The sequence below is a fragment of the Paraburkholderia sp. BR10954 genome (assembly GCF_040965775.1).
GTDB classification, from domain to species: Bacteria; Pseudomonadota; Gammaproteobacteria; order Burkholderiales; family Burkholderiaceae; genus Paraburkholderia; species Paraburkholderia youngii.
The window spans coordinates 36,114-57,917 of the sequence record NZ_JBFRCK010000027.1; the positions used below are offsets into that span (position 1 = coordinate 36,114).

Annotated in this window: 19 protein-coding genes and 1 pseudogene; 14 read left to right on the top strand and 6 right to left on the bottom strand. The window is 65.0% G+C overall.

The window, feature by feature from the left end:
• Positions 1–18 precede the first annotated feature (18 nt).
• The 6 genes from AB4Y34_RS29675 to AB4Y34_RS29700 all read left to right on the top strand — a co-directional run bounded on the left by AB4Y34_RS29675 (position 19) and on the right by AB4Y34_RS29700 (position 5,521).
• Positions 19–1,221, top strand: a complete 1,203-nt coding sequence (locus tag AB4Y34_RS29675; RefSeq protein WP_368718019.1) for a CpaE family protein — start codon at positions 19–21, stop codon at positions 1,219–1,221.
• A 136-nt stretch (positions 1,222–1,357) separates the two neighbouring features.
• Positions 1,358–2,797: a nicotinate phosphoribosyltransferase gene (locus AB4Y34_RS29680; RefSeq protein ID WP_368718020.1), complete on the top strand. Its 1,440-nt coding sequence runs from the start codon at positions 1,358–1,360 to the stop codon at positions 2,795–2,797.
• 25 nt (positions 2,798–2,822) lie between these two features.
• The gene (locus tag AB4Y34_RS29685; protein ID WP_368718067.1) at positions 2,823–3,368 is read left to right on the top strand and encodes a nitrogen fixation protein NifQ; all 546 of its coding nucleotides are present in this window, start codon (positions 2,823–2,825) and stop codon (positions 3,366–3,368) included.
• A gap of 38 nt (positions 3,369–3,406) precedes the next feature.
• Complete coding sequence (locus AB4Y34_RS29690; protein ID WP_254905988.1) at positions 3,407–3,826, top strand: winged helix-turn-helix domain-containing protein; 420 nt, start codon at positions 3,407–3,409, stop codon at positions 3,824–3,826.
• A gap of 255 nt (positions 3,827–4,081) precedes the next feature.
• Positions 4,082–4,567, top strand: coding sequence for a nuclear transport factor 2 family protein (locus AB4Y34_RS29695; RefSeq protein ID WP_176383008.1), 486 nt, complete (start codon positions 4,082–4,084; stop codon positions 4,565–4,567).
• A 93-nt stretch (positions 4,568–4,660) separates the two neighbouring features.
• Entirely contained in the window at positions 4,661–5,521 is an 861-nt protein-coding gene (locus tag AB4Y34_RS29700; RefSeq protein WP_176383006.1) for a 2OG-Fe(II) oxygenase, read from the top strand.
• Positions 5,522–5,529: 8 nt separating this feature from the next.
• Here the strand turns inward: AB4Y34_RS29700 and AB4Y34_RS29705 are convergent, their stop codons facing one another.
• The 3 genes from AB4Y34_RS29705 to AB4Y34_RS29715 all read right to left on the bottom strand — a co-directional run bounded on the left by AB4Y34_RS29705 (position 5,530) and on the right by AB4Y34_RS29715 (position 8,573).
• The gene (locus AB4Y34_RS29705) at positions 5,530–5,967 is read right to left on the bottom strand and encodes a GNAT family N-acetyltransferase (protein WP_176383004.1); all 438 of its coding nucleotides are present in this window, start codon (positions 5,965–5,967) and stop codon (positions 5,530–5,532) included.
• A gap of 37 nt (positions 5,968–6,004) precedes the next feature.
• Entirely contained in the window at positions 6,005–7,444 is a 1,440-nt protein-coding gene (locus AB4Y34_RS29710) for an MFS transporter (protein ID WP_176383002.1), read from the bottom strand.
• A gap of 244 nt (positions 7,445–7,688) precedes the next feature.
• A complete protein-coding gene (locus tag AB4Y34_RS29715) occupies positions 7,689–8,573 on the bottom strand; it encodes an oxaloacetate decarboxylase (RefSeq protein ID WP_176383000.1) in 885 nt (294 codons plus the stop codon).
• Positions 8,574–8,771: 198 nt separating this feature from the next.
• Here AB4Y34_RS29715 and prpR point away from each other — a divergent pair, with 198 nt between their 5' ends.
• From prpR to ahpF, 3 genes are all read left to right on the top strand, one after another.
• Entirely contained in the window at positions 8,772–10,793 is a 2,022-nt protein-coding gene (prpR, locus tag AB4Y34_RS29720) for a propionate catabolism operon regulatory protein PrpR (RefSeq protein WP_368718021.1), read from the top strand.
• A 149-nt stretch (positions 10,794–10,942) separates the two neighbouring features.
• On the top strand, positions 10,943–11,506 hold the full coding sequence (ahpC, locus tag AB4Y34_RS29725) for an alkyl hydroperoxide reductase subunit C (protein ID WP_176382996.1): 564 nt from the start codon (positions 10,943–10,945) through the stop codon (positions 11,504–11,506).
• 173 nt (positions 11,507–11,679) lie between these two features.
• Complete coding sequence (gene ahpF, locus AB4Y34_RS29730; RefSeq protein WP_368718022.1) at positions 11,680–13,272, top strand: alkyl hydroperoxide reductase subunit F; 1,593 nt, start codon at positions 11,680–11,682, stop codon at positions 13,270–13,272.
• A 109-nt stretch (positions 13,273–13,381) separates the two neighbouring features.
• On the opposite strand, the gene AB4Y34_RS29735 is transcribed toward ahpF, so the two are convergent.
• Complete coding sequence (locus AB4Y34_RS29735; protein ID WP_368718023.1) at positions 13,382–13,795, bottom strand: DoxX family protein; 414 nt, start codon at positions 13,793–13,795, stop codon at positions 13,382–13,384.
• 97 nt (positions 13,796–13,892) lie between these two features.
• A complete protein-coding gene (locus AB4Y34_RS29740; protein WP_176382993.1) occupies positions 13,893–14,618 on the bottom strand; it encodes a pirin family protein in 726 nt (241 codons plus the stop codon).
• A gap of 138 nt (positions 14,619–14,756) precedes the next feature.
• On the opposite strand from AB4Y34_RS29740, the gene AB4Y34_RS29745 reads away from it, so the two are divergent.
• Positions 14,757–15,668 (top strand): LysR family transcriptional regulator, encoded by a 912-nt coding sequence (locus AB4Y34_RS29745; RefSeq protein ID WP_368718024.1) that lies wholly within the window; start codon positions 14,757–14,759, stop codon positions 15,666–15,668.
• A gap of 15 nt (positions 15,669–15,683) precedes the next feature.
• Here the strand turns inward: AB4Y34_RS29745 and AB4Y34_RS29750 are convergent, their stop codons facing one another.
• Complete coding sequence (locus AB4Y34_RS29750; RefSeq protein WP_176123770.1) at positions 15,684–16,700, bottom strand: 1-aminocyclopropane-1-carboxylate deaminase; 1,017 nt, start codon at positions 16,698–16,700, stop codon at positions 15,684–15,686.
• 132 nt (positions 16,701–16,832) lie between these two features.
• Here AB4Y34_RS29750 and AB4Y34_RS29755 point away from each other — a divergent pair, with 132 nt between their 5' ends.
• From AB4Y34_RS29755 to katE, 4 genes and pseudogenes are all read left to right on the top strand, one after another.
• Positions 16,833–17,345, top strand: coding sequence for an Lrp/AsnC family transcriptional regulator (locus tag AB4Y34_RS29755; RefSeq protein WP_176384701.1), 513 nt, complete (start codon positions 16,833–16,835; stop codon positions 17,343–17,345).
• 156 nt (positions 17,346–17,501) lie between these two features.
• Positions 17,502–18,260 carry a peptide-methionine (S)-S-oxide reductase MsrA gene (msrA, locus tag AB4Y34_RS29760; RefSeq protein WP_368718025.1) on the top strand — a complete coding sequence of 253 codons (759 nt, stop codon included), beginning with the start codon at positions 17,502–17,504 and terminating at the stop codon, positions 18,258–18,260.
• Positions 18,261–18,567: 307 nt separating this feature from the next.
• On the top strand, positions 18,568–19,467 hold the full coding sequence (locus AB4Y34_RS29765) for a MipA/OmpV family protein (protein WP_176384699.1): 900 nt from the start codon (positions 18,568–18,570) through the stop codon (positions 19,465–19,467).
• Between the two features lie 106 nt (positions 19,468–19,573).
• Positions 19,574–21,706, top strand: a pseudogene (gene katE / locus AB4Y34_RS29770) (catalase HPII); the annotation flags it as partial.
• Positions 21,707–21,804 lie beyond the last annotated feature (98 nt).

Genomic DNA, 21,804 nt, shown 5'->3' on the forward strand with positions numbered 1-21,804 from the left:
AAGCGCCGCAGAGCTGCCATGATCGACATCTTCCTGATTGCCGCGAGCATTGAAAACGCGCAGCGCATCGTCGTGCGGCTCGAACAGAGCGGCGTGCGTTATCGGCTGCACACCGCGTACGGTTCGGCCCGGCAACTGCCGATCCACGCGCGCATGCTCCGCACAGCCGACCTACTGATCGTCGACGACCCCCATCTGAACGTCCGCGGACTCGCCGGCGTCGAGGAAGCGCTCGCCTGCGCGCCGACGCTCCATTGCATGCTGGTGACGCCGGCGCCGTCCAGCGCGCTGGTCGGCGCGGCGCTGCGCGTCGGCGTGCGGCAGGTGCTGTCGTGGCCGCTCGACGCTCACGCCGTCGCCGATGCGCTCGCGCAGATCGAAGCGCGGCGTCGCGCGCCCCAGCGGCGCCGCGCGCGCGTGATCACCCTCGCGTCGAGCAAGGGCGGCAGCGGCACCACGCTGATCGCGGTCAACCTCGCGTGCGCGCTCGCCGCGCGGCGTGAGCGGCGCGTGCTGCTGATCGACCTGAGCCAGCAATTCGCCGACGCGAGCCTGCTGATGGCGAATCGCCCGCCGCCGATGACGCTCGCCGATCTGTGCTCGCGCAATGAGCAACTCGACGCGGCGCTGTTCGACGCATGCGCGATGCACGTGCGCCCGAACCTCGATCTGCTCGCCGGCGCCGGCGATCCGCTGAAGGCCGCCGAACTGCTGCCCGGCCAACTCGAGCGGATTCTGACGCTGGTGCGCCAGCGCTACGACGCGGTGCTGATCGACGTCGGCCCGAGCCTGAATCCGTTGACGATCCGCGCGCTCGCGCATAGCGACGCGATCTGCATGGTGGTGCGGCAGAACCCGCTGTACCTGCATGGCGCGCGCCGCATGCTCGATATCTTTCGCGAGCTCGGGCATCCGGCCAGCAAGGTGCGGGTCGTCGTCAATCAGTACGACAAGGACGCGCAGATCAATCTGCCGATGCTCGAACGCACGCTCGGCGCAAGGATCGCACATCAACTGCCGCGCGACGATCGGCACGTCGACGAGGCGCTGAGCCTCGGCGTGCCACTGGTCGCGTGCGCGCGCGACAGCGGGCTCGCGCAAGGCATCGTCCTGCTCGCGAACATGCTGTGGCCGGCGGGTGCGGAGCGCCGCAGAAGCATGCTCGGCCGCCTGCTCGCGACGTGGCCGAATCTGCCGCCGCAATTGAAGCCAGGGGTCTAAGCCGACGACGAGCGCTATCGCGCATACCGTAGTAAGGTGAGATACAAGGTCATCCCCCGGCCTATTCTGAAGAGGTAGAGCGGCTCGCGCCGTCCGGTCACTCGAGCGAGAAAATCACGTGAGCGCAGCACCGTCCATGCAAAACGCGCAGGGTTTCAGCGACCTCGCGTCGATCCTGTCCAATCCGATTCTGAATACGGATTCGTACAAGGCATCGCACTTTCTACAATATCCGCCCGACGCGACGGCAATGGTCTCGTATATCGAATCGCGCGGCGGACGTTACGAGCGCACGCTGTTTTTCGGCTTGCAAATGCTGCTGAAGGAATACCTATGCCGGCCGGTCACCGACGCGATGATCGACCAGGCGCGCGCGTTCTTCAGCGCGCACGGCGAGCCGTTCAACGAAGCGGGCTGGCGCTACGTCGTGCAGCAATATGGCGGCCATCTGCCGGTGCGGATTCGCGCGGTGCCCGAAGGCTCGGTCGTGCCGACGCACAACGTGCTCGTCACTGTCGAATGCGACGATCCCCACGTGTTCTGGCTTGCGTCGTATCTGGAGACGATGCTGATGCGCGTGTGGTATCCGATCACGGTCGCGACACAAAGCTGGCGTCTGCGCCAGACGATCCGCGCAGCTCTGCTGAAAAGCAGCGACGATCTCTCGCAGTTGCCGTTCAAACTGCACGATTTCGGTGCGCGCGGCGTGTCGAGCGCGGAGTCGGCCGCGATCGGCGGCGCGGCGCACCTCGTCAGCTTCATGGGCTCGGATACGGTGCTTGGCGTGGTTGCGGCGAATCACTACTACCACGACAGCATGGCCGCGTTCTCGGTGCCGGCGGCCGAGCACAGCACGATCACGGCGTGGGGCCGCGAGCGCGAAGTCGACGCGTATCGCAACATGATCGCCCGCTTCGGCAAGCCGGGCGCGATCGTTTCTGTGGTGTCCGACTCTTACGACCTGTTCGCCGCGCTGAACGCATGGGGCGGCGAGTTGAAGAAGGCCGTGCTCGATTCAGGCGGCACGCTGGTGATTCGCCCGGACTCCGGCGATCCGTGCACGATCGTGCTGTACACGCTGCGTGCGCTGGAGGCGTCGTTCGGCTCGCAGACGAACAGCAAGGGGCGGCGCGTGCTCGACCACGTACGTGTGATCCAGGGTGACGAGGTGAATCCGGATTCGATCCCCGCGATTCTTGCCGCGATGGACGAGGCCGGCTTCGCCGCCGACAACATCGTGTTCGGCATGGGCGGCGCGCTGTTGCAGAAGATCAACCGCGATACGCAGCGCTTCGCGATGAAGTGCTCCGCGATCCGGCTCGGCGACACGTGGCACGATGTGTCGAAGGACCCGGTCACGGATCACGGCAAGCGCTCGAAGAAAGGCCGGCTCACGTTGCTGCGCCATCGCAGCAGCGGCGAGTACCGGACGGTCAAGTTGCCGATCGTGTGGGACGAGCGCACGGTGGCGGGCGAGTGGGACGAAGTGCTCGAGACGGTGTTCGATACGGGCCGCTTGCTGGTCGATACGTCGCTGGCCGAGATTCGAGGCCGCGCCTATGCGGAGGAAGTTTGACCCAGCCATGCCTGACGATCCGTTGATGGCCGACTGCATGCGTGCGTGGCTACGCGAGGCCAGCGAACCCGAGGACGCCGATACGCGTCTGTTCGCCAAACTGATCGCCGCGCGCGACGCTCGCAACGAACTCGCGTTGCTCGGCCTGCAAGCGCATGCATGGCGCGCGCTGCTAGCGAGGCACTTCGTCCGTGCGCGCATTCCGGCATTGCCGCTTCCGGTGGTCCCCAGCGAACACGCGAGCTTCGTCCATGCACTGCACGCGCTGCTCGTCGCGAGCGCGAGCAGCACGGTCCATCCCGACGACGCGCATTGTCTCGCGACGATCATCGCCCATGCGTGTTTGCGTCCGGATCATCTATGGCGCGACCTTGGCCTCGCGGGTCGCGATGAAGTGACGTGGATGCTCACGCGCTACTTCCCGACGCTGGTCGAGCGCAACGTCGATAACCTGCGCTGGAAGAAATTCCTCGCCGCGCAATGCGCGATCTCGTTGGGTCTGCAACCGGGACCCGCACCGGGTTGCCCGGGCTGCGAAGACTACGGGTACTGCTTTCCACGGCAGCTTTGAAGCGCGCCACTGAGGGGTCGGCGCGAAACCGTTCGTGTATGCTTGCGCGCATGGCCGACACCGCAAAACCCGCTAAAAGCAGAGCCGCTCCGGCGACGAAGTCCACCAGGGCGCGTCCCGAGGTGCGCTTCAGAATGCGTATCCGCAACGGCGATGCGGTTGCACTCGGGCCAGGCAAGGTCGATCTGCTCGAAGCGGTGCGCGAATATGGATCGATCTCGGCGGCGGCGCGGAGTCTCGACATGTCATACCGGCGCGCGTGGCTGCTAATCGACGAGCTGAATCGCTCGCTGAAGTCGCCGGCCACGCAATCGGAGCAGGGCGGTCAGAGCGGCGGCGGCTGCACGCTGACGCCGGTCGGCGAAACCATCATCCGGCTGTACCGGGACGTCGAGGAAGAGGCGCGGCGAAGCTGCGCGAAGCAGATCGCCGAACTGGTGAAACTGATCCGCTCGTGAAGGGCCACGATTGCGTCGGCGCTATCGGTGCGCTCAGCCGTCGCCGGGCGGGCGGAAGTGGCGCGTTTCAAGGCGGCGGTATCGGAAGGGTTAAAGCCGTCGTCGGCTCGCGCCGGCCCCCCATTCACACCGTTTTCCTATATCGTGTGCGCCATGCCCGCGGCCTGCCGCGCGCGGGCTGTTTTTCCGGAGCGCGGCGCGACTCTGCGCGTGCAGGACACGTGATGCGCTCCCGCAATACACCACACGACATCAATGAGCCATCCCAACACCGAGCTGATCGAACGCTTCTACACCGCCTTCCAGCATCGCGACGCCGAGACCATGGTCGCCTGTTATGCCGACGACGCCGTCTTCAGCGACCCCGCCTTCGGCGAGCTGGTCGGCGACGAAGTGCGCGATATGTGGCGCATGCTCGTGAAGCATGCGCAGGACTTCACGCTGAGCTTCAGCGACATCGAGGCGGACGATCGTACCGGCCGCGCACAGTGGGTGGCGCGCTACCGTTTCGTCCAGACCGGGCGCGACGTCGTGAACCGGATCGAAGCGCGTTTCGTGTTCCGCGACGGGCTCATCGTCGAACATCGCGACCGCTTCGATCTGTGGCTGTGGATGCGCCAGGCGATGGGCGTGCGCGGCATGCTGTTCGGCTGGTCGCCGTTCGTGCAGCGGATGCTCAGGCAGCAGGCGCGCCGGGGGCTGCTGCACTATCGCGGGCAGTTGAATCGCGAGCGCGGCTAGGCGCGTGCGGGCGGCGGCGCGCGCATCGCGCTTGCTATCATCGAGGCACGCGCGTGCCCGCACGCCTTGCCGGGCCGCCGCACAGGAAACGCTATGCGAGTCGTCGATGCCGCCTGGCAAGAATGGCTGAGCAGCAATGTCGCGCGCGGCTGCACGCCGGGCTCGATGATCGACGCGATGGTGCAGGCCGGCTTTGCCGACGGCGAAGCCCGTGTGGCGGTCCACCATGCGTTCGACCGGCGCGCGTGCGGCCCCCCAGCGCCCGCCACAGTGGCCGATCCCGCCACCAATCCTTATCGATACGACGCTGCGCCACTCGCGCGCGGCAACCTGATCCGCGCCGCTGACCGCGACGTATGCGTGCTGCTGCGCTGTGAGCGCCCGCAGCTGGTCGTGTTCGCCGACGTGCTGTCGGCCGTGGAATGCGCCGAGCTGATCGAACGCTCGCGACATCGGTTGAAGCGCTCGACGACGGTCAATCCACTCACCGGCCACGAAGACGTGATCCGCAGCCGGACCAGCGAAGGCGTCTGGTATCGGCGCGGCGAAGACCGGTTGATCGCGCGAATCGAACGACGCATCGCGAGCCTGACGAACTGGCCGCTCGAAAACGGCGAAGGCCTGCAGGTGCTTCATTACGACACGCGCGGCGAGTACAGCCCGCATTTCGACTTCTTCGCGCCCGATCAGCCGGGCAGCGCGATCCATACCGCCAAGGGCGGCCAACGCGTCGCGACACTGATCATCTATCTGAACGACGTCGCGGACGGCGGAGAGACGGTGTTTCCCACGGCGGGCCTATCGGTTGCGGCGCGGGCGGGCGGCGCGGTGTATTTCCGCTACATGAACGGTGAACGCCAGCTCGACCCGTCGACGCTGCACGGTGGCGCGCCGGTGCTGGCTGGCGACAAATGGATCATGACGAAGTGGATGCGCGAGCGCCCGTACGGCTGAGGCGGCGCCTATTCGGCCGCTTTGTAAACATCCGGCCGATGCAGCTCCATATACCGCTCGGGGTTCGCGAGCGACGTGAACCCGTGCGGCGCATAGACGTGATGCGCGTCGGTCGTGACCAGCACGACTCTGCGCAGACTGGCGAGCGACGGGCTCGCAAACATATGTTTCATCAGCGCCGACGCATACCCCTTGCCGCGATAGGCCGGCAGCACGAACACGTCGCACAGGTAAGCGAAGGTCGCCTCGTCGGTGATCAGACGCGCGAACGCGATCTGCTCGCCGTCGACAAAACCGCCAAAGCACAGCGAACCGGCGACGGCCCGCTCGAAGGTCGCGCGCGGCATGCCCTTGGCCCACGGCGTTTGCTGCGACAGGAACGCGTAGACCATGTCGAGGTCGAGATCGTCGATGCGGCTGGAAATCGTCAGTTCGCTTTCTGGCACGGGGTGTCTCCTGGTTCGCGTAGCGGCGGCGTGTGCCTTAGCCCTTTGCGGCAGTCTCGCCACCGCGCGAACCCCCGCCAATGCTCTGTCCGGCATTGCGCGCGAGCCCCATATAACCGATCACCGACAGCAGCGTCAGCACGCCGGCGAACAGGAACGCGAGGCGGAAATCGTCGAGCGTGAACACGTGGCCGGTCGTCTCGCCGTTGAACAGCGCCGCCACGCGCAGCGACACCGCGCCGAACGCGATGCCCAGGCCGATCGTCATTTGCATGGCCGCGCTCCACAGCGTGCTCGCCGCACTCATCTGCGTCTGCTGGATATCGGCGTAGGCGAGCGTCGCCAGCGTCGAGAACTGCATCGAGCGCGTGACGCCGTACACGAACACCACGATCAGCACGAACACGAGCGGTACGTCCGGCGTCAGCAGTCCGCACAAGGTGATGAAAATGCCTGCCACGACCACGTCGACGATCGCCACCATCCGGAAGCCGTAGCGCTGCAGGATGCGCGTGGTCAGCGCCTTCATGCCGAGGTTGCCGACCGCACTCGCGAGCAGCAGCAGCCCCGAACGGAACGCCGACAGCCCGAAGCCGACCTGGAACAGCAGCGGCATCAGATAGGGCACCGCGCCGATGCCGATGCGCGTGAATGAACCGGTAACGACGGTCACCGAGAACGTCGGCACCTTCAGCGTCGACACGTCGACGAGCGGATGCGGATGACGCTTCGCGTGCAGGAACGCGATCGCGCCGACCAGCAGACCGCCCGCCACGACCGCGATCGCGAGCCACGCATTGGTGGCCGGCTGGCTCGCGAGCTCCGCGCCGTACAGGATCGCGGTCAGCGCGACGCCGCTCAGCAGCAGGCCGACGACGTCGAGCGGCTTGCGTTCGGTGCCGCGCAGGTTCGGCACGATGGCGAGCGCGACGGCGATCGCCGCGAGACCGAACGGCACGTTCAGCAGGAAGATCCAGCGCCACGACGCGTAAGTCGTGATGAAGCCGCCGATCGGCGGGCCGACCACCGGCGCCGCGATGGCCGGCCAGGTGATCGTCGAGATCGCCTGCATCATGCGGGCTTTCTCGGTGCTGCGGACCACGATCAGACGGCCGACCGGCACCATCATCGCGCCGCCGATGCCTTGCAGCAGCCGCGCGGCCGTGAACTCGGGCACGTTCTGCGACAGCCCGCACAGCACCGACGCGACCGTGAACACGCCGATCGCGCTGACGAACACCGTGCGCGCGCCGCAGCGGTCGGCGACCCAGCCGCTCGCCGGGATGAAGATCGCGAGCGCGAGCATGTAGGCGGTCATGCCGAGGCTCAGGCTGTTCGGACCGACGCCGAACGAACGCGCCATCTGCGGCAGCGCGGTGGCGATCACCGTGGTGTCGAGGTACTCCATGAAGAAGGTGGCCGCGACGATGTACGGCAGCCAGCCGACATGCGCGGTGCGGGTGCCGCTGCTGCTCATCGCGCGAGCTCCCGCGGCGCGCTGCTAGGCGCGCAAAGACCATTGACGGGCCGGCGCGCGGCGCGCGAAGGGTTTGACTTCATGGTGCTTGAGATTACCTGTCGTATGCGTTTTTGTGCTTCGGGCTGGCGGTGACATCAGCTTGCCTGATTTTCAGCCCCGCTTTCCAGCCCTGAATCCTAACGCAAGAAACGGTCCCTTTTCACGCAGGCGTGCAGCGCGCCGCCGCGCCGCCGCCGTTGCGTCAGTCCTTGGCCGCGTATTCCTTGTCCAGCCGGTCATACAGCGGCTTGTTGACGAGCCGCTGGCGCTCGCTGAACGGCGCGACGATGGTCGCGTCCTCGTCGAGGCGGCCGTTGCTTTGCAGCGTGCCGAGCGCGCGCTGCATGCCGAGCACCGCGCCCTGCAGCGCCGCGTTCGCGTACAGCACGATGCCGTAGCCGAGCTTCGCGAGCGCATCGCGCGACTGCACCGGCGTCTTGCCGCCGATCACAATGTTGATGAGCTGCGGCACGTCGAACAGCCCGGGCAGACGCTCGATGTCGGCGAGCGATTCGGTCGCCTCGATGAACAGGATGTCGGCGCCGGCCTCGATGAAGCGATGACCGCGCTCGATCGCGTCCTCGATGCCGTGGACCGCCGCCGCGTCGGTACGCGCCATGATCTGCAGGTTCGCGTCTTCGCGCGCGTCGACGGCCGCGCGGATCTTGCCGACCATCTCGCTCGTCGCGACGACTTCCTTGCCCGAAAAGTGGCCGCATTTCTTCGGCATCACCTGGTCTTCGAACTGGATCACGTCGGCGCCGCTGCGCTCGAGCACGCGCACGGTCTGGCGCACGTTCAACGCGTTGCCGAAGCCGGTGTCGGCATCGACGATCAGCGGCAGCGCGACCGCGTCGCGGATGCGCGCGGTGTGCTCGGCGACTTCGGCGAGGCCGATGAAGCCGAGATCGGGCAGACCGAGCGACATATTCGTGACGCCCGCGCCGGTGATGTAGACCGCCTCGAAGCCGGCGTCCTCGATCACGCGCGCGCTCATCGCATTGAACGCGCCGGGCACGAGCAGGCCCTGACGCTGGTTGACCTTGGCGCGGAAGGCGGCGCGGCGGCTGGCGGAAGTGGTGGTCATGATGCGGGTCTCCAGAAGGAAAGGGGAGTGGAAGGCGGGCGACATTCTGCAGGAAACGTGCCATTGGCGGGCATTCCACGCGTTGTGCCGATGAAACAACGGTTTGCGCGCAGTGGGCTCGGCCTGGGCGTTCGTGGCACAATCGGTGGAACGTTTCATGAAACGTTTCGCGGAACGTTTCAATCAAGGAGAGCCGCGGTGTCCACGTTCACCCCATTCCTCGCGAACCCGAGCCCCGCGGTCGATGTCGGCCGCCCCGGCGTCGCACTCGTCAGTATCAGCCGACTGCAATCGCTTTGCGAGGCGGTAGCGCCGCGCTATGCGGGCCGCGCGAAATTCTTCACGGTGCGGGAGGGTTACGGCGCGGCCGTCGCCGCGCTGCAGGCGTACGTGGACGCAGGTTCCGTCGATGTCGTACTGTCCGCCGGCTCGAACGGCGCGTATCTGCAAGAGAATCTCAGCGTGCCGGTCGTGATGGTCAAGGTCAACGGCTTCGACGTGTTGAGCGCAATCACGCGCGCCACCGCCACGTGGCCGCAAGCGCGCATCGGGCTGGTGCTGCATGAAGCGATCGCGCAGGAGCTGGCCGACCTGAGCCCGCTGCTGAACGTCGATCTGCGGCAGCGCGCGTACAGGTCGATCGACGAAGTGCGGCTCGCGGTCGATGAACTCGCCGCGCAGGGCTGCCGCGTGGTGGTCGGCGCGGGCATGGCCTGCGATCTGGCCCAGCAGGCCGGTATGGAAAGCGTGTTCCTGTACTCGCTCGCCGCGGTCGAAGAAGCGTTCGAGCGCTCGGTCGAACTGGCGCGCGTGAGCCGCCAGAAGGAATCGAAGCGGGTGCGCCTCAATACGATCGTCGCGCACCTGCGCGACGGCGTCGCCGCGTTCGACGAAGCCGGCCAGCTCGAAGCCGTCAACCCGGCGATGCTCGACCTGCTCGGTTCAGGCTCCGCACAGGCGGCCCCGCAGGACGACGAGGACACCCCCGCGCGGGTCGGACGCGCGCTCGCGCCGCTGTTGCGTGAGACGCGCGTCGCCGACCAGCCGGTCGACGAACGCATCGAGCAGATCGGCGGGCGCGCGTTGATCGTCAGCTGTGTGCCGATCATCGAGCAGGGCGCGCGGGCCGGTTTCGTCGTGACGGCGCAGGACGCGCTCGTTGCGCAACGGATCGACCGCTCGCTGCGTACCAGCCAGCGGCCGAGGCATCTGGTCGCGCGGCATCGGCTCGACGATCTGATCGGCGCGTCGGTGGCGCTCGAGCGCGTGCGTCGGCTCGCGCGCGCCGGCGCCGCGCACGACGCGACCGTGCTGCTGAGCGGCGAAAGCGGCACCGGCAAGGAACTGGTCGCGCAGGGCATCCATAACGCGAGTCGGCGGCGCGGCAATCCGTTCGTCGCGTTCAACTGCGCGGCGCTGCCCGAGGGGCTGATCGAAAGCGAGCTGTTCGGGCACGAGGAAGGGGCGTTCACGGGCGCGCGACGCGGCGGCAAGCCGGGGCTATTTGAAATCGCACACACAGGTACCATCTTTCTCGATGAAATCGGCGAAATGCCGGCCGCGCTGCAAAGCCGGTTATTACGAGTGCTGCAGGAACGCGAGGTGATGAAGCTCGGCGCGGGCCGCGCGACGCCGGTCGACGTGCGAGTGATCGCCGCGACGCACCGCGATCTTCATGCGCTAGTCGAGCAGGGCGCGTTTCGCGCGGATCTGTATTTCAGATTAAACCTGCTTCAGATAAAATTGCCGCCGCTGCGCGAACGCCGCGCCGACATCGCGCCGCTGGCGCGGCATCTGCTGGAGCGCAGCGCGCTGCAGTACGGCTTGTCGGCGGCGGCGCTCGGGCGGGTGCTCGCGTTTCTCGACCCGCTTTTCGCGAACTACGCGTGGCCCGGCAACGTCCGCGAACTGGAAAATCTGCTGGTGCGCGCGGCGATTTATATCGGCGCCGGGACCAGCGAGATGTCCGGGAACTCGACCGCCGACGCCTTGCCAGACTGGTTGGCGGTGTTTCCCGAGTTCGGCCGGATCAGGCTGGCCGGGGACGAGCGAATCACGGAAGCGTCTCAGGACGCGAGGCCTGGCAGCACGGCGCCCCGCGCCAGCCCCAGCCGCGAGGATGCGCTGCGCGCCCTCGAACAATCCGGCGGCAATCGTGCCGCCGCCAGCCGCGCGCTCGGCATCGGCCGAACCACGCTGTGGCGGCTTCTGAAGGGCTGAAACGCCGCGCCATTCGACCCAATAGTCTCGACCGACAAAACCAATAGGGCGGGACTATCGAACTCATTGACACAATCCACTTTACCTATTAAGTGTAGTCTGAGATACTGACTCTACTTTCCAACCACCCTCCAAAGAGGATTCAGCAAATGCCGATCATCAACAGTCAAGTCAAACCGTTCAAAGCACAGGCTTACCACAACGGCGATTTCACGACCGTCACTGAAGAAGACCTGAAGGGCAAGTGGTCGGTTTTCGTGTTCTACCCGGCGGACTTCACCTTCGTGTGCCCGACCGAACTGGGCGACCTGGCCGATCGTTACGAAGAGTTCAAGAAGATTGGCGTTGAGATCTACAGCGTGTCGACCGATACGCATTTCACGCACAAGGCATGGCACGACACGTCGGACACGATCCAGAAGATCAAGTACCCGATGCTGGCTGACCCGACGCTCGCTATCTCGCGCAACTTCGACGTGCTGATCGAAGAAGAAGGCCTCGCGCTGCGCGGTACGTTCGTGATCAACCCGGAAGGCGAGATCAAGCTGTGCGAAATCCACGACAACGGCATCGGCCGTGACGCTGGCGAACTGCTGCGCAAGGTTCAGGCTGCGCAATACATCGCGGCTCACCCGGGTCAAGTGTGCCCCGCCAAGTGGACGCCGGGCGCAGAAACGCTGACCCCGTCGCTCGACCTGATCGGCAAGATCTAAGGTCCGCGCAGCTCACGCTGCACTCGCAGTCTGCATCTGCCGGGGTCATCCCGGCGCATCACCGCGCGAATCGCCTGCTACGGCGTTTCGCGCGTTCCCCGGGCCCAGCATGTCCTATCCGGACGTGCGCGGCGCCGGGACACCAACACCCCTCGTCACGGAATCGCAACGCCATGCTTGACGCCAATCTCAAGACTCAACTGAAGTCGTACCTCGAAAAAGTTAGCAGGCCTATCGAGCTCGTCGCATCGCTTGACGGCAGCGCGAAATCGCAGGAACTGCTGGCCCTGCTGAACGACATCGCGACTCTGTCGGAGCGCGTTACGGTGATCGAGCGTCGCGGTGACGACGAGCGCAAGCCGTCGTTTTCGATCGGCGAAGCGGGCAAGGAAGCGGGCATTCGTTTCGCCGGCATTCCGATGGGTCATGAATTCACGTCGCTCGTCCTCGCACTGCTGCAGGTCGGCGGCCATCCGGTCAAACTCGACGATGCGGTGATCGAACAGATCCGCAGCCTGGACGGCGACTATCAATTCGAAACGTATTTCTCGCTGTCGTGCCAGAACTGCCCGGAAGTCGTGCAGGCGCTGAACGTGATGGCGTTGATCAATCCGCGCATCCGTCACGTCGCGATTGACGGCGCGCTGTTCCAGAACGAAGTCGAAGCGCGCCAGATCATGGCGGTACCGACGATGTTCCTGAACGGCGAGACCTTCGGCCAGGGCCGCAGCGGCGTGAAGGAAATCCTCGCGAAGCTCGACACCAACGCCGGTGCGCGCGCCGCGAAGGAACTGGAAAAGAAGCCGGTGTTCGATACGCTGATCGTCGGCGGCGGCCCGGCGGGCGCTGCGGCGGCGATCTACTCGGCGCGCAAGGGCATCGCGACTGGCGTCGTGGCCGAGCGTTTCGGCGGCCAGGTGCTCGATACGCTGGCGATCGAAAACTTCGTGTCGGTGACCGAAACCGAAGGGCCGAAGTTCGCGACCGCGCTCGAACAGCACGTGAAGGCCTATGACGTCGACATCATGGACGTGCAGCGCGCCGAAGCGCTGATTCCGGGGCGCATCAACGAAGTGCGTCTGGCAAACGGCGCGGTGCTGAAGGCGAAGACGATCATCCTCGCGACCGGTGCACGCTGGCGCGAAATCAACGTGCCGGGCGAGCGCGAATACCGCAATCACGGCGTCGCCTACTGCCCGCACTGCGATGGCCCGCTGTTCAAGGGCAAGCGCGTCGCGGTGATCGGCGGCGGCAACTCGGGCGTCGAAGCGGCGATCGACCTCGCGGGTCTCGTGCGCGAAGTAACGCTGCTCGAATTCGGCGCGACGCTGCGCGCTGACGAAGTGCTGCAACGCAAGCTGCGCAGCCTGCCGAACGTGACGATCGTCACGCAGGCTCAGACCACGGAAATCACCGGCGAGGGCAAGAAGGTCAACGGTCTGGTCTATAAGAACCTCGCTTCGGGCGAAGTGAAGCAGGTCGAACTCGAAGGCGTGTTCGTGCAGATCGGTCTCGTGCCGAACACCGAATGGCTGAAGGGCACGGTCGAGCTGTCGAAGCATGGCGAGATCGTCGTCGATGCGCGCGGCGCGACGTCGGTGCCGGGCGTGTTCGCCGCCGGCGACGTGACCACGGTGCCGTTCAAGCAGATCGTGATCGCGGTGGGCGACGGCGCGAAGGCATCGCTGTCCGCGTTCGATCACCTGATCCGCACCAGCGAAGAAGTCGCGGCAGTCAGCGAAGCGGAAGCCGAAGCAGCGGTTTGATCCGGCAGATGAGAGACGCAAACGGCGGCCCGCGGGCCGCCGTTTCAGTTTGCGCACGAAAAAAGACCCGCTGCAGCGGGCCTTTTTCGTTAAAGCGCGGAAATCGATATCAACGCCGGTCGAACGAATACTTGCCAGGGCCGGTCACGCATAACAACAGCAAGCCACCGATGATGCCGATGTTCTTGTAGAAATGAATCATGTTGTCGTATTGCATCGCGCCCGTCATATTCCAGTAGTGGTGGCCGATGATCGCGGTGCCGAGCGTATACAGCGCAAGCAGCAGCGCCAGCGGTCGCGTGAAGAAACCCACTAGCAGCGCGACGCCCACCACCAGTTCCATCACCACCGCGATAACAGCGGACAACTCCGGCACGGGCGCGCCGGTCGACGTCATATAAGCGACGGTGCCGGAAAAGCCGGTCAGCTTCGACCAGCCGAACATCACGAACAGCACCATCAGCAGGATTCGAGCGACGAGAACCACAGCGTCTTTCTGGTTTTCAAACACCGTATAGCGCATGATTTTTCCCGTTAGGGTAGAGAGTTGAAGCTCGCTGAACATCGTCGTCCAGCGAGCCACGTTCAAGATTGAGTCATTAACGGCGCAAGCGGAGCGCTTATGCCCACAGTGCCGAGGTCTCGATGTTGCGCAGGTCGAACACGAGCACTTCCGCGTCGCGGCCCTGCGTGAACGTCAGCGCTTCTTCGCCACGCACCCGCGCCCCGTCGCCCTCGCCAAGCTCGACGCCATTCACCGTGACGCTGCCGCGCGCCACATGAACATACGCATAACGGTCCTTCGCGAGTTCGAGCCGCGCGGTTTCGTCGCCGTTGAAAAGACCCGCATACACACGTGCGTCCTGTTGCAATTGCAGCGAACCGTTCGCACCGTCCGGCGACAGCACCAGCCGCAGCACGCCGCGCTTGTCGGCCGCGCCGAAGTGCTTTTGCTGATAGCGCGGCTTCGTGCCTTGCTGCGACGGCGCGATCCAGATTTGCAGGAAATGCACCGGCTCGCTCTTCGAATGGTTGTATTCGCTGTGCGCCACGCCGGTGCCCGCGCTCATCAACTGGATGTCGCCCGGCACGATCACCGAGCCCGTGCCCATCGTGTCCTTGTGTTCGAGCGCGCCTTCGAGCACGTACGAAAAGATCTCCATGTCGCGATGCGGATGCTTGCCGAAGCCTTGCGCCGGCGCCACACGGTCGTCGTTGATCACGAGCAGGTCGGAGAAGCCGTTCTGCTTCGGATCATGATAGTGCGCGAACGAAAACGTATGGCGCGAGCTGAGCCAGCCGTGTTCCGCGCGGCCACGTTGGTTGGCGTGTCTGATTTCGAGCATGCTGTTTTCTCCTTGAGTTTTGTCGTGTGATCCGGGCCAGATGATTGGCTGCGATCGATGAATGACAGTGTAGGTCAATCCAGATCGTTATAATCATGGTCAAACCGGAAACACTGTCGCAATTAAGTGGACAATACAATGCAACTCGATGACATGCGGATCTTCGTCGCGACCGTCGACGCCCACAATTTCACCGCCGCGGCAAACCGGCTGTCGCTGTCGAAACAGTTCGTGAGCCGCCGTGTGATGGCGCTCGAGGAAGCGCTCGGCGTGCAACTGCTGATTCGCAATACGCGCAAGCTGGCGGTGACCGATCTGGGCCAGGAGTTCTACGAGCGGGCGAGGCGCATCCTCGGCGAGGTCGAGGACGCCGAGCAGGCGATGTCGTTGCGCCGTGCCGCGCCGCGCGGGCTGCTACGCGTGAGCGCGCCGATGTCGTTCGGCATGACGCATCTGTCGCCGCTCGTCGCGGCGTTTCTGCGCGAGCATCGCGACGTGCGCTTCGATATGGAACTGAGCGATCGCGCCGTCGATGTGGTCGGCGAGGGCTTCGACATGGCGATCCGTATCGGCACGCTGGCGGATTCGTCGCTGATCGCGCAAAAGCTGATCGATGTGAGGATGATCGCGTGCTGCAGCCCCGGTTATCTGCGGCGGCGTGGCAGCCCGGCCGTGCCGGCCGATCTCGCGAATCACGATTGCCTGCTGTACGGCCACGGCGGCGCGGTGAGCTGGGATTTTCGGGTCGACGGCGCGGTCAGGAGCGTCGAGGTGCGCGGGCCGTTGCGAGCCAATAACGGCGAGCTGATTCGTGATTCGGCCGTCGCGGGACTGGGAATCGTCCGGCTGCCCGATTTCATCATCGCCGATGCGCTCGCCAGCGGACAGCTCGTGCCCGTGCTCGAAGCGTTCCTGCCGTCGGCGACGGGCGTCTATGCCGTGTATCCGCAGCATCGGCAAAGCTCGGTCACGATCCGGGCATTCGTCGAGTTTCTGCGCAAGCATTTGAGGAAAAAGCTCGCGGCCGAACCGCGGACGCCCGTCGGCTAAATCTTCTAAACCCCATCAACCGTCGCGGAAGATGAAGCTGTACGCGCTCAACGCCGGCACGCCGCCCAGGTGCGCATACAGCACACGCGAGCCGGCCGGAAATTCGCCGTTACGGACCTTGTCGATCATGCCGTGCATCGATTTTCCCTCGTACACCGGATCGGTCAGCATGCCTTCGAGCCGCGCGCACAAACGGATCGCCTCGAGCGTGCCGTCGTTGGGCAGACCGTATTCCGGGCCGCCGTAGCGTTCGTCGAGCACGATGTCCTTCGCGGTGATGTCGCGGCCCAGCTCGACGCTCTCGGCGGTCCGCTTCGCGATGCGGGTGATCTGCTCGCGCGTCTGCGCCGGTTTCGCTGAGGCGTCGATGCCGATCACCCGATCGGCGCGGCCGTCGGCGGCGAAACCGACCACCATGCCTGCCTGGGTGCTGCCCGTCACCGAGCACACGACGATGTAGTCGAACCTGAAGCCCAGTTCGGCTTCTTGCTGGCGCACCTCTTCGGCGAAGCCGACGAAGCCGAGCCCGCCCAGCGGATGATCCGAGCAGCCGGCCGGAATCGCGTACGGCTTGCCGCCGGCCGCGCGCACGCTGTCGAGCGCGTCCTCCCAACTCTTGCGAAAGCCGATGTCGAAGCCGTCCGGCACGAGCCGCACGTCGGCGCCCATCATGCGCGACATCTGGATGTTGCCGACGCGGTCGTACACCGCATCCGAGTAATTGACCCAGTTCTCCTGCACCAGCACGCATTTCAGGCCCAGATGCGCGGCAACCGCCGCGACCTGGCGCGTCTGGTTCGACTGGATGCCGCCGATCGACACGAGCGTGTCGCAGCCCTGCGCGAGCGCGTCGGGGATCAGATATTCGAGCTTGCGGGTCTTGTTGCCGCCGAACGCGAGGCCGCTGTTGCAGTCCTCGCGCTTGGCATAAAGCTTGACCTTGCCGCCGAGATGCTCGCTCAGACGGTTGAGCGGCTGGATCGGCGTCGGCCCGAAGGTGAGCGAGTAGCGGGGGAAACGTTGCAGGTTCATCGCGGCTCCGTGGTGGTGATTTCCGTGGGTTCATGTTAGAAAAAACCATCGGAAATGAGCTTGCGAAAAAAATCGCGCGCACGTACTTTTAAAAATTAGCGAATGTCTTCTTCACCATAAAAGTTCGTATACATGGCCATCAGCGCAACAAAAGTTCGTACTGGGTCGAAACCATCCGATCCCCACCGCGCGCTCGATCGCATCGATCGGGCGATCCTGCGGCAGCTGCAAATCGACGCGTCCATTTCGAACGTGGCGCTCGCCGCGAAAGTGAAGCTGAGCGCGCCGGCGTGTTTGCGACGCGTCGAACGCTTGAAGGAATCGGGGCTGATTCGCGGCGTGGTCGCGCTACTCGACCCGAAGGCGGCGGGCGCGGGCATGCTGGTGATGATCGGCGTGGTGCTCGATCGCTCGACGCCCGAGTCGTTCGCCGAATTCGAAAAGGCCGCGCAGAAGGTGGCCGGCTGCATGGAGTGCCACGTGGTGACCGGCGAGTTCGACTATTTCATGGTGATCCGCACGCGCGACAGCGACAGCTTCAATCGCCTCCACGCGGAGCAGTTGCTGTATCTGCCGGGCGTGCGGCAGATCCGCTCGTTCATGGTGCTGAAGGAAATCCTGTCGACCACGAAATTTCCGCTGTAAGGCGCTCGGCCACCCGGCCGCGCAGCCGGCCGCAAAAACGCGCATGCTGTCATAAACGCCGCGCCCGCGCGACCAAGCTTCGGCGCACCCGCGTGCGGCGTGACTGCACGGTTGCAAAGCGGGGGCGCGCGTCGGCACTTTTTCGGAGCGACCATCATGACTGGCAACAGACCGCAATCCCTTACATCGCCCGGCGGCAACTCGAAACGCTCGCGTGCGGCCGCACTGTCGTTGCTGCTAGGCGCCGCCGCCTTCGCGTCGCCGCTCGCGCAGCGCGTCGCGTTCCCGGCGGAGAACGCCGTCGTCATCGCACCGCCCGCGCTCGACGAACCGCTCCCGGCCAGCACCGCGCACGAGGAAACCGCAGTGCTCGCGGGTGGCTGCTTCTGGGGCGTCCAGGGCGTGTTCCAGCATGTGCGTGGTGTGACGCGGGCGGTGTCCGGCTACTCGGGCGGCTCACGCGACACTGCGCAGTACGAGACCGTCAGCGGCGGCGACACGGGGCACGCGGAATCGGTGCAGGTCACCTTCGATCCCGGCAAGGTCACCTACGGTCAGTTGCTGCAGGTGTATTTCTCGGTGGTTCAGGACCCGACCGAGCTGAATCGTCAGGGGCCCGACAGCGGCACGCAGTACCGCTCCGCGATCTTTCCGCTGAACGACGCGCAACGGCGCGTCGCGCAAAGCTACATCGCGCAGCTCGACAAGTCGCACGTGTTCCCCGCCCCGATCGTCACGAAGACGGAGCCGTACAGGGGCTTCTATCCGGCCGAGTCGTATCACCAGAACTATCTGACCTTGCATCCCGATTCGGCCTATATCGTGTTCAATGACATGCCGAAAATCGCCAACCTGAAGCGCCTGTTCCCCAGCCTGTATCGCGACAAGCCGGTGCTCGTCGAAGCAGGGCAATGACCCGGCCGAACGGTTGCGTCGCGCTCGTCATCAATCTTCCACAGACTTGGCGCATATCTTGCGAAGCGATGCTCCGTGGGCCGTTGTCCGCGCCACCGCGGCGCGCAAGCATCATGCGCAGTGGCCACATGACCGCGTGGGTCGCGCGGGCTCGCCGCGCCTCGTGCGCATCGCGCCGCCCGCGACATCGATTGGAAAAATTACACGCCGTAAGTAGCAGTGCGGCGGTCGTCCGTGCTTTTGGGTCCGCGCTGGACCCCGGGCGAGAACCTAACCTCCTCGCGACGAGCGGGATCGGAGGCTTCCGGTGTTCAACAGCCGTAGAAAGAAGCGGGGCGCCACGCCCCGCCATAAACAAACCGGCATCGCGGCGAGTTCCTTCGTCGCCGCGACCTTGAGTGCGATGGCCTGCGTGCCGGGTGTGGTCTTCGCGCAGACGCCGTCGCCGCTCGGCGAATGGCAATACTCGGTGGGCGTTCCGCTGCAGAAGATGTGGCAGCCGAACATTCCTGACTGGCAATTGCGCTTCGGCGTGGCCACGTCGTTCCAGCCGCGCTTCGAGGGATCGGACCGCTATCACCTGGTGGCCGGTCCGAGCATCGACGTGCGTTACAAGGATCTGTTCTTTCTGTCGAGCGGCGAAGGCTTCGGCGTGAACTTCGCGCAGGGCGAGAACTGGCGCATGAGTCTCGCCGCGGTCTACGATCTCGGCCGACGCGCCCAGGACGATCCGCAGGAACTCAACGGGCTCGGCAACATCAACCCGGCGGTCGGTCTGAAGCTTTCGGGCGAGTACGTCATTTCGAAGGATTTTCCGCTCGTGCTGCGCGCCGATATCCGCCGCTATTTCGGCGGATCGAACGGCTGGATCGGCGATCTCGGCGCCTATATGCCGATGCCCGGCAGCACCAGGCAGTTCTTCTGGTTCGCCGGCCCGAACGTGGTGCTCGCGGACTCCAAGTACATGAACAGTTGGTTCGGCGTCAATCAGGAGCAGGCCGCTCACTCGCAGTATTCGCAGTATCACGCGAGCGCGGGCTTCAAGTCGGTGGGTTTCGGTGTCAGCGCCATCTGGCTGTTCAGCAAGCACTGGTTCGCGACCGCCGACGGCGCGTTCGAGCAGCTCGTCGGCAGCGCGGGCAACAGTCCGATCACGCGCAGCCGCGCGACCGGTGTCGCCGACGTGTCGATCAACTACCGCTTCTGACGTAGCGCGCCGCGCAGCCCTTGCGCCGCGACTTCGTAGGTATAGCCCTTGCTGACTCCGTAATCGCGCGCCGCGACGCCTTCGTCGCCGCGCGCCCGAACACAAGGAGTCGATTCCCATGGCAGGTAAAGCGAATACCCAGAAGCCCGCGGTTCACGAAAACGGGGCGGCGCAGTCGAACGACGCGAAATCGGACGATCTCGAACGCAATCGCGTGAAGCCGCAAGGCGAGGCGCTGAGAACCAATCAGGGCGTCAAGATCGCCGACAACCAGAACACGTTGCGCGCGGGGCCACGCGGCCCGTCGCTGCTCGAAGACTTCATCATGCGTGAGAAGATCACGCATTTCGATCACGAGCGCATACCCGAGCGGATCGTGCACGCGCGCGGTTCGGCCGCGCATGGCGTCTTCAAGGTCTACGAATCGATGCGCGAGTACACCAAGGCCGCGTTTCTGCAGGACCCGGCCACCGAGACGCCGGTCTATGTGCGTTTCTCGACGGTGCAAGGTCCGCGCGGCTCGGCCGACACGGTGCGCGACGTGCGCGGCTTCGCGACGAAGTTCTACACGCAGGAAGGCAATTTCGATCTGGTCGGCAACAACATGCCGGTGTTCTTCATCCAGGACGCGATCAAGTTTCCCGATTTCGTGCATGCGGTGAAACCGGAAGCTCCGAACGAAATGCCGACCGGCGGGTCCGCGCACGACACGTTCTGGGACTTCGTTTCGCTCATGCCCGAATCGGCGCACATGGTGCTGTGGACGATGTCGGATCGCGCGATCCCGCGCAGCTTTCGGACGATGGAAGGCTTTGGCGTCCACACGTTCCGCTTCGTCAATGCAGAGGGCAAGGCGCGCTTCGTCAAGTTCCACTGGCGTCCGGTGCTAGGCTCCTATTCGCTGCTGTGGGACGAAGCGCAGAAGCTCGCGGGCAAGGACCCGGACTTCCATCGGCGCGACCTGTGGGAAGCGATCGAGCGCGGCGATTATCCCGAGTACGAACTAGGCGTGCAGATCGTCGAGGAAGCCGACGAGCACAAGTTCGATTTCGATCTGCTCGATCCGACCAAGCTGATTCCCGAAGAGCTGGTGCCGCTGAAGATCATCGGCAAGATGACGCTCAATCGCAATCCGGACAACTTCTTCGCTGAGACCGAACAGGCCGCGTTCCATCCGGGGCATATCGTGCCGGGCATCGATTTCACCAACGACCCGCTGCTGCAAGGGCGCTTGTTCTCCTACACCGACACGCAGATCAGCCGCCTCGGCGGCCCGAACTTCCACGAGATTCCGATCAACCGGCCGGTCTGTGCGTCCGTCAACAATCAGCGCGATGCGATGCATCGACAGGCGATTCACGTCGGCCAGGCGTCGTACGAGCCGAACTCGCTGAACGACGGCTGGCCGAAGGAAACCGATCCGGCCGCCGAAAATGGCGGCTTCGACAGCTATCAGGAACGCGTCGAGAGCACGAAGATTCGCGTGCGCAGCGACTCGTTCGCCGATCATTTCTCGCAGGCCGCGCTGTTCTACAACAGCATGTCGCAGCCAGAAAAAGACCATATCGCGGCGGCCTATCTGTTCGAACTGGGTAAGGTGACGAAGCCCGAGATTCGCGCGCGCCAGGTCAACGAGATTCTCGCGAACTTCGACGCCGGTCTCGCCGCCAAAGTGGCCGAAGGACTCGGTCTGCCGGCGCCGAAGCAGGGCACGGCCAGGCTGGTTGGACCGAAGGCATCGCCGGCGTTGAGTTTGCTCAATCGCGTAAAGCCCGGCATCAAGACCCGCAAGATCGCGCTGCTCGCCGCGCCCGGTTCCGATGCCGCGGCAATCAAACAGCTGCAGCAGGCGCTCAAGGGCGAAGGCGCGACGCCGATGCTGATCGCACCGACGCTCGCCGGGATCGATGGCCTCGCGCCCGACGCGACGATCGCCGGGCTGCCGTCGGTGATGTTCGACGCGGTGATCGTCGTCGGCGGCGAGAAGGGGGCGAAGGCGCTGTCGCAATCGGGCGATGCGAGGCACTTCGTGCTCGAAGCGTTCAAGCATCTGAAGGCGATCGCGGCGTTCGGCGCGGGGCGCGATCTGCTCACTGCCGCGCAGTTGCCGGCGCAGTCGGACGGCGTCGCGACTGGCGAGGATTCGCAGTGCGCCGATGTGTTGAAGGCGTTCATCGAGGCCGCCGGGCAGCATCGCGTTTGGTCGCGCGCGGCGCAGGCGGAATCGGTGCCGGCCTGAGCGGGCCGGGCACGTTGCGCTGCCGAGTTAGCCGCTAAACGGCGCTGAGCGTAGCCGCAATGCGGCGTGTCGATGACGTGTGTTCGATGCAGGAACCT

Excerpts from the sequence above, each read along its gene's own strand:
- AB4Y34_RS29675 (WP_368718019.1), top strand. The coding sequence starts at position 19 with ATGATCGACATCTTCCTGATTGCCGCGAGCATTGAAAACGCGCAGCGC.
- AB4Y34_RS29680 (WP_368718020.1), top strand. The coding sequence starts at position 1,358 with ATGCAAAACGCGCAGGGTTTCAGCGACCTCGCGTCGATCCTGTCCAAT.
- AB4Y34_RS29685 (WP_368718067.1), top strand. The coding sequence starts at position 2,823 with ATGGCCGACTGCATGCGTGCGTGGCTACGCGAGGCCAGCGAACCCGAG.
- AB4Y34_RS29690 (WP_254905988.1), top strand. The coding sequence starts at position 3,407 with ATGCTTGCGCGCATGGCCGACACCGCAAAACCCGCTAAAAGCAGAGCC.
- AB4Y34_RS29695 (WP_176383008.1), top strand. The coding sequence starts at position 4,082 with ATGAGCCATCCCAACACCGAGCTGATCGAACGCTTCTACACCGCCTTC.
- AB4Y34_RS29700 (WP_176383006.1), top strand. The coding sequence starts at position 4,661 with ATGCGAGTCGTCGATGCCGCCTGGCAAGAATGGCTGAGCAGCAATGTC.
- AB4Y34_RS29710 (WP_176383002.1), bottom strand. The coding sequence starts at position 7,444 with ATGAGCAGCAGCGGCACCCGCACCGCGCATGTCGGCTGGCTGCCGTAC.
- AB4Y34_RS29715 (WP_176383000.1), bottom strand. The coding sequence starts at position 8,573 with ATGACCACCACTTCCGCCAGCCGCCGCGCCGCCTTCCGCGCCAAGGTC.
- ahpC (WP_176382996.1), top strand. The coding sequence starts at position 10,943 with ATGCCGATCATCAACAGTCAAGTCAAACCGTTCAAAGCACAGGCTTAC.
- ahpF (WP_368718022.1), top strand. The coding sequence starts at position 11,680 with ATGCTTGACGCCAATCTCAAGACTCAACTGAAGTCGTACCTCGAAAAA.
- AB4Y34_RS29735 (WP_368718023.1), bottom strand. The coding sequence starts at position 13,795 with ATGCGCTATACGGTGTTTGAAAACCAGAAAGACGCTGTGGTTCTCGTC.
- AB4Y34_RS29740 (WP_176382993.1), bottom strand. The coding sequence starts at position 14,618 with ATGCTCGAAATCAGACACGCCAACCAACGTGGCCGCGCGGAACACGGC.
- AB4Y34_RS29745 (WP_368718024.1), top strand. The coding sequence starts at position 14,757 with ATGCAACTCGATGACATGCGGATCTTCGTCGCGACCGTCGACGCCCAC.
- AB4Y34_RS29750 (WP_176123770.1), bottom strand. The coding sequence starts at position 16,700 with ATGAACCTGCAACGTTTCCCCCGCTACTCGCTCACCTTCGGGCCGACG.
- AB4Y34_RS29755 (WP_176384701.1), top strand. The coding sequence starts at position 16,833 with ATGGCCATCAGCGCAACAAAAGTTCGTACTGGGTCGAAACCATCCGAT.
- msrA (WP_368718025.1), top strand. The coding sequence starts at position 17,502 with ATGACTGGCAACAGACCGCAATCCCTTACATCGCCCGGCGGCAACTCG.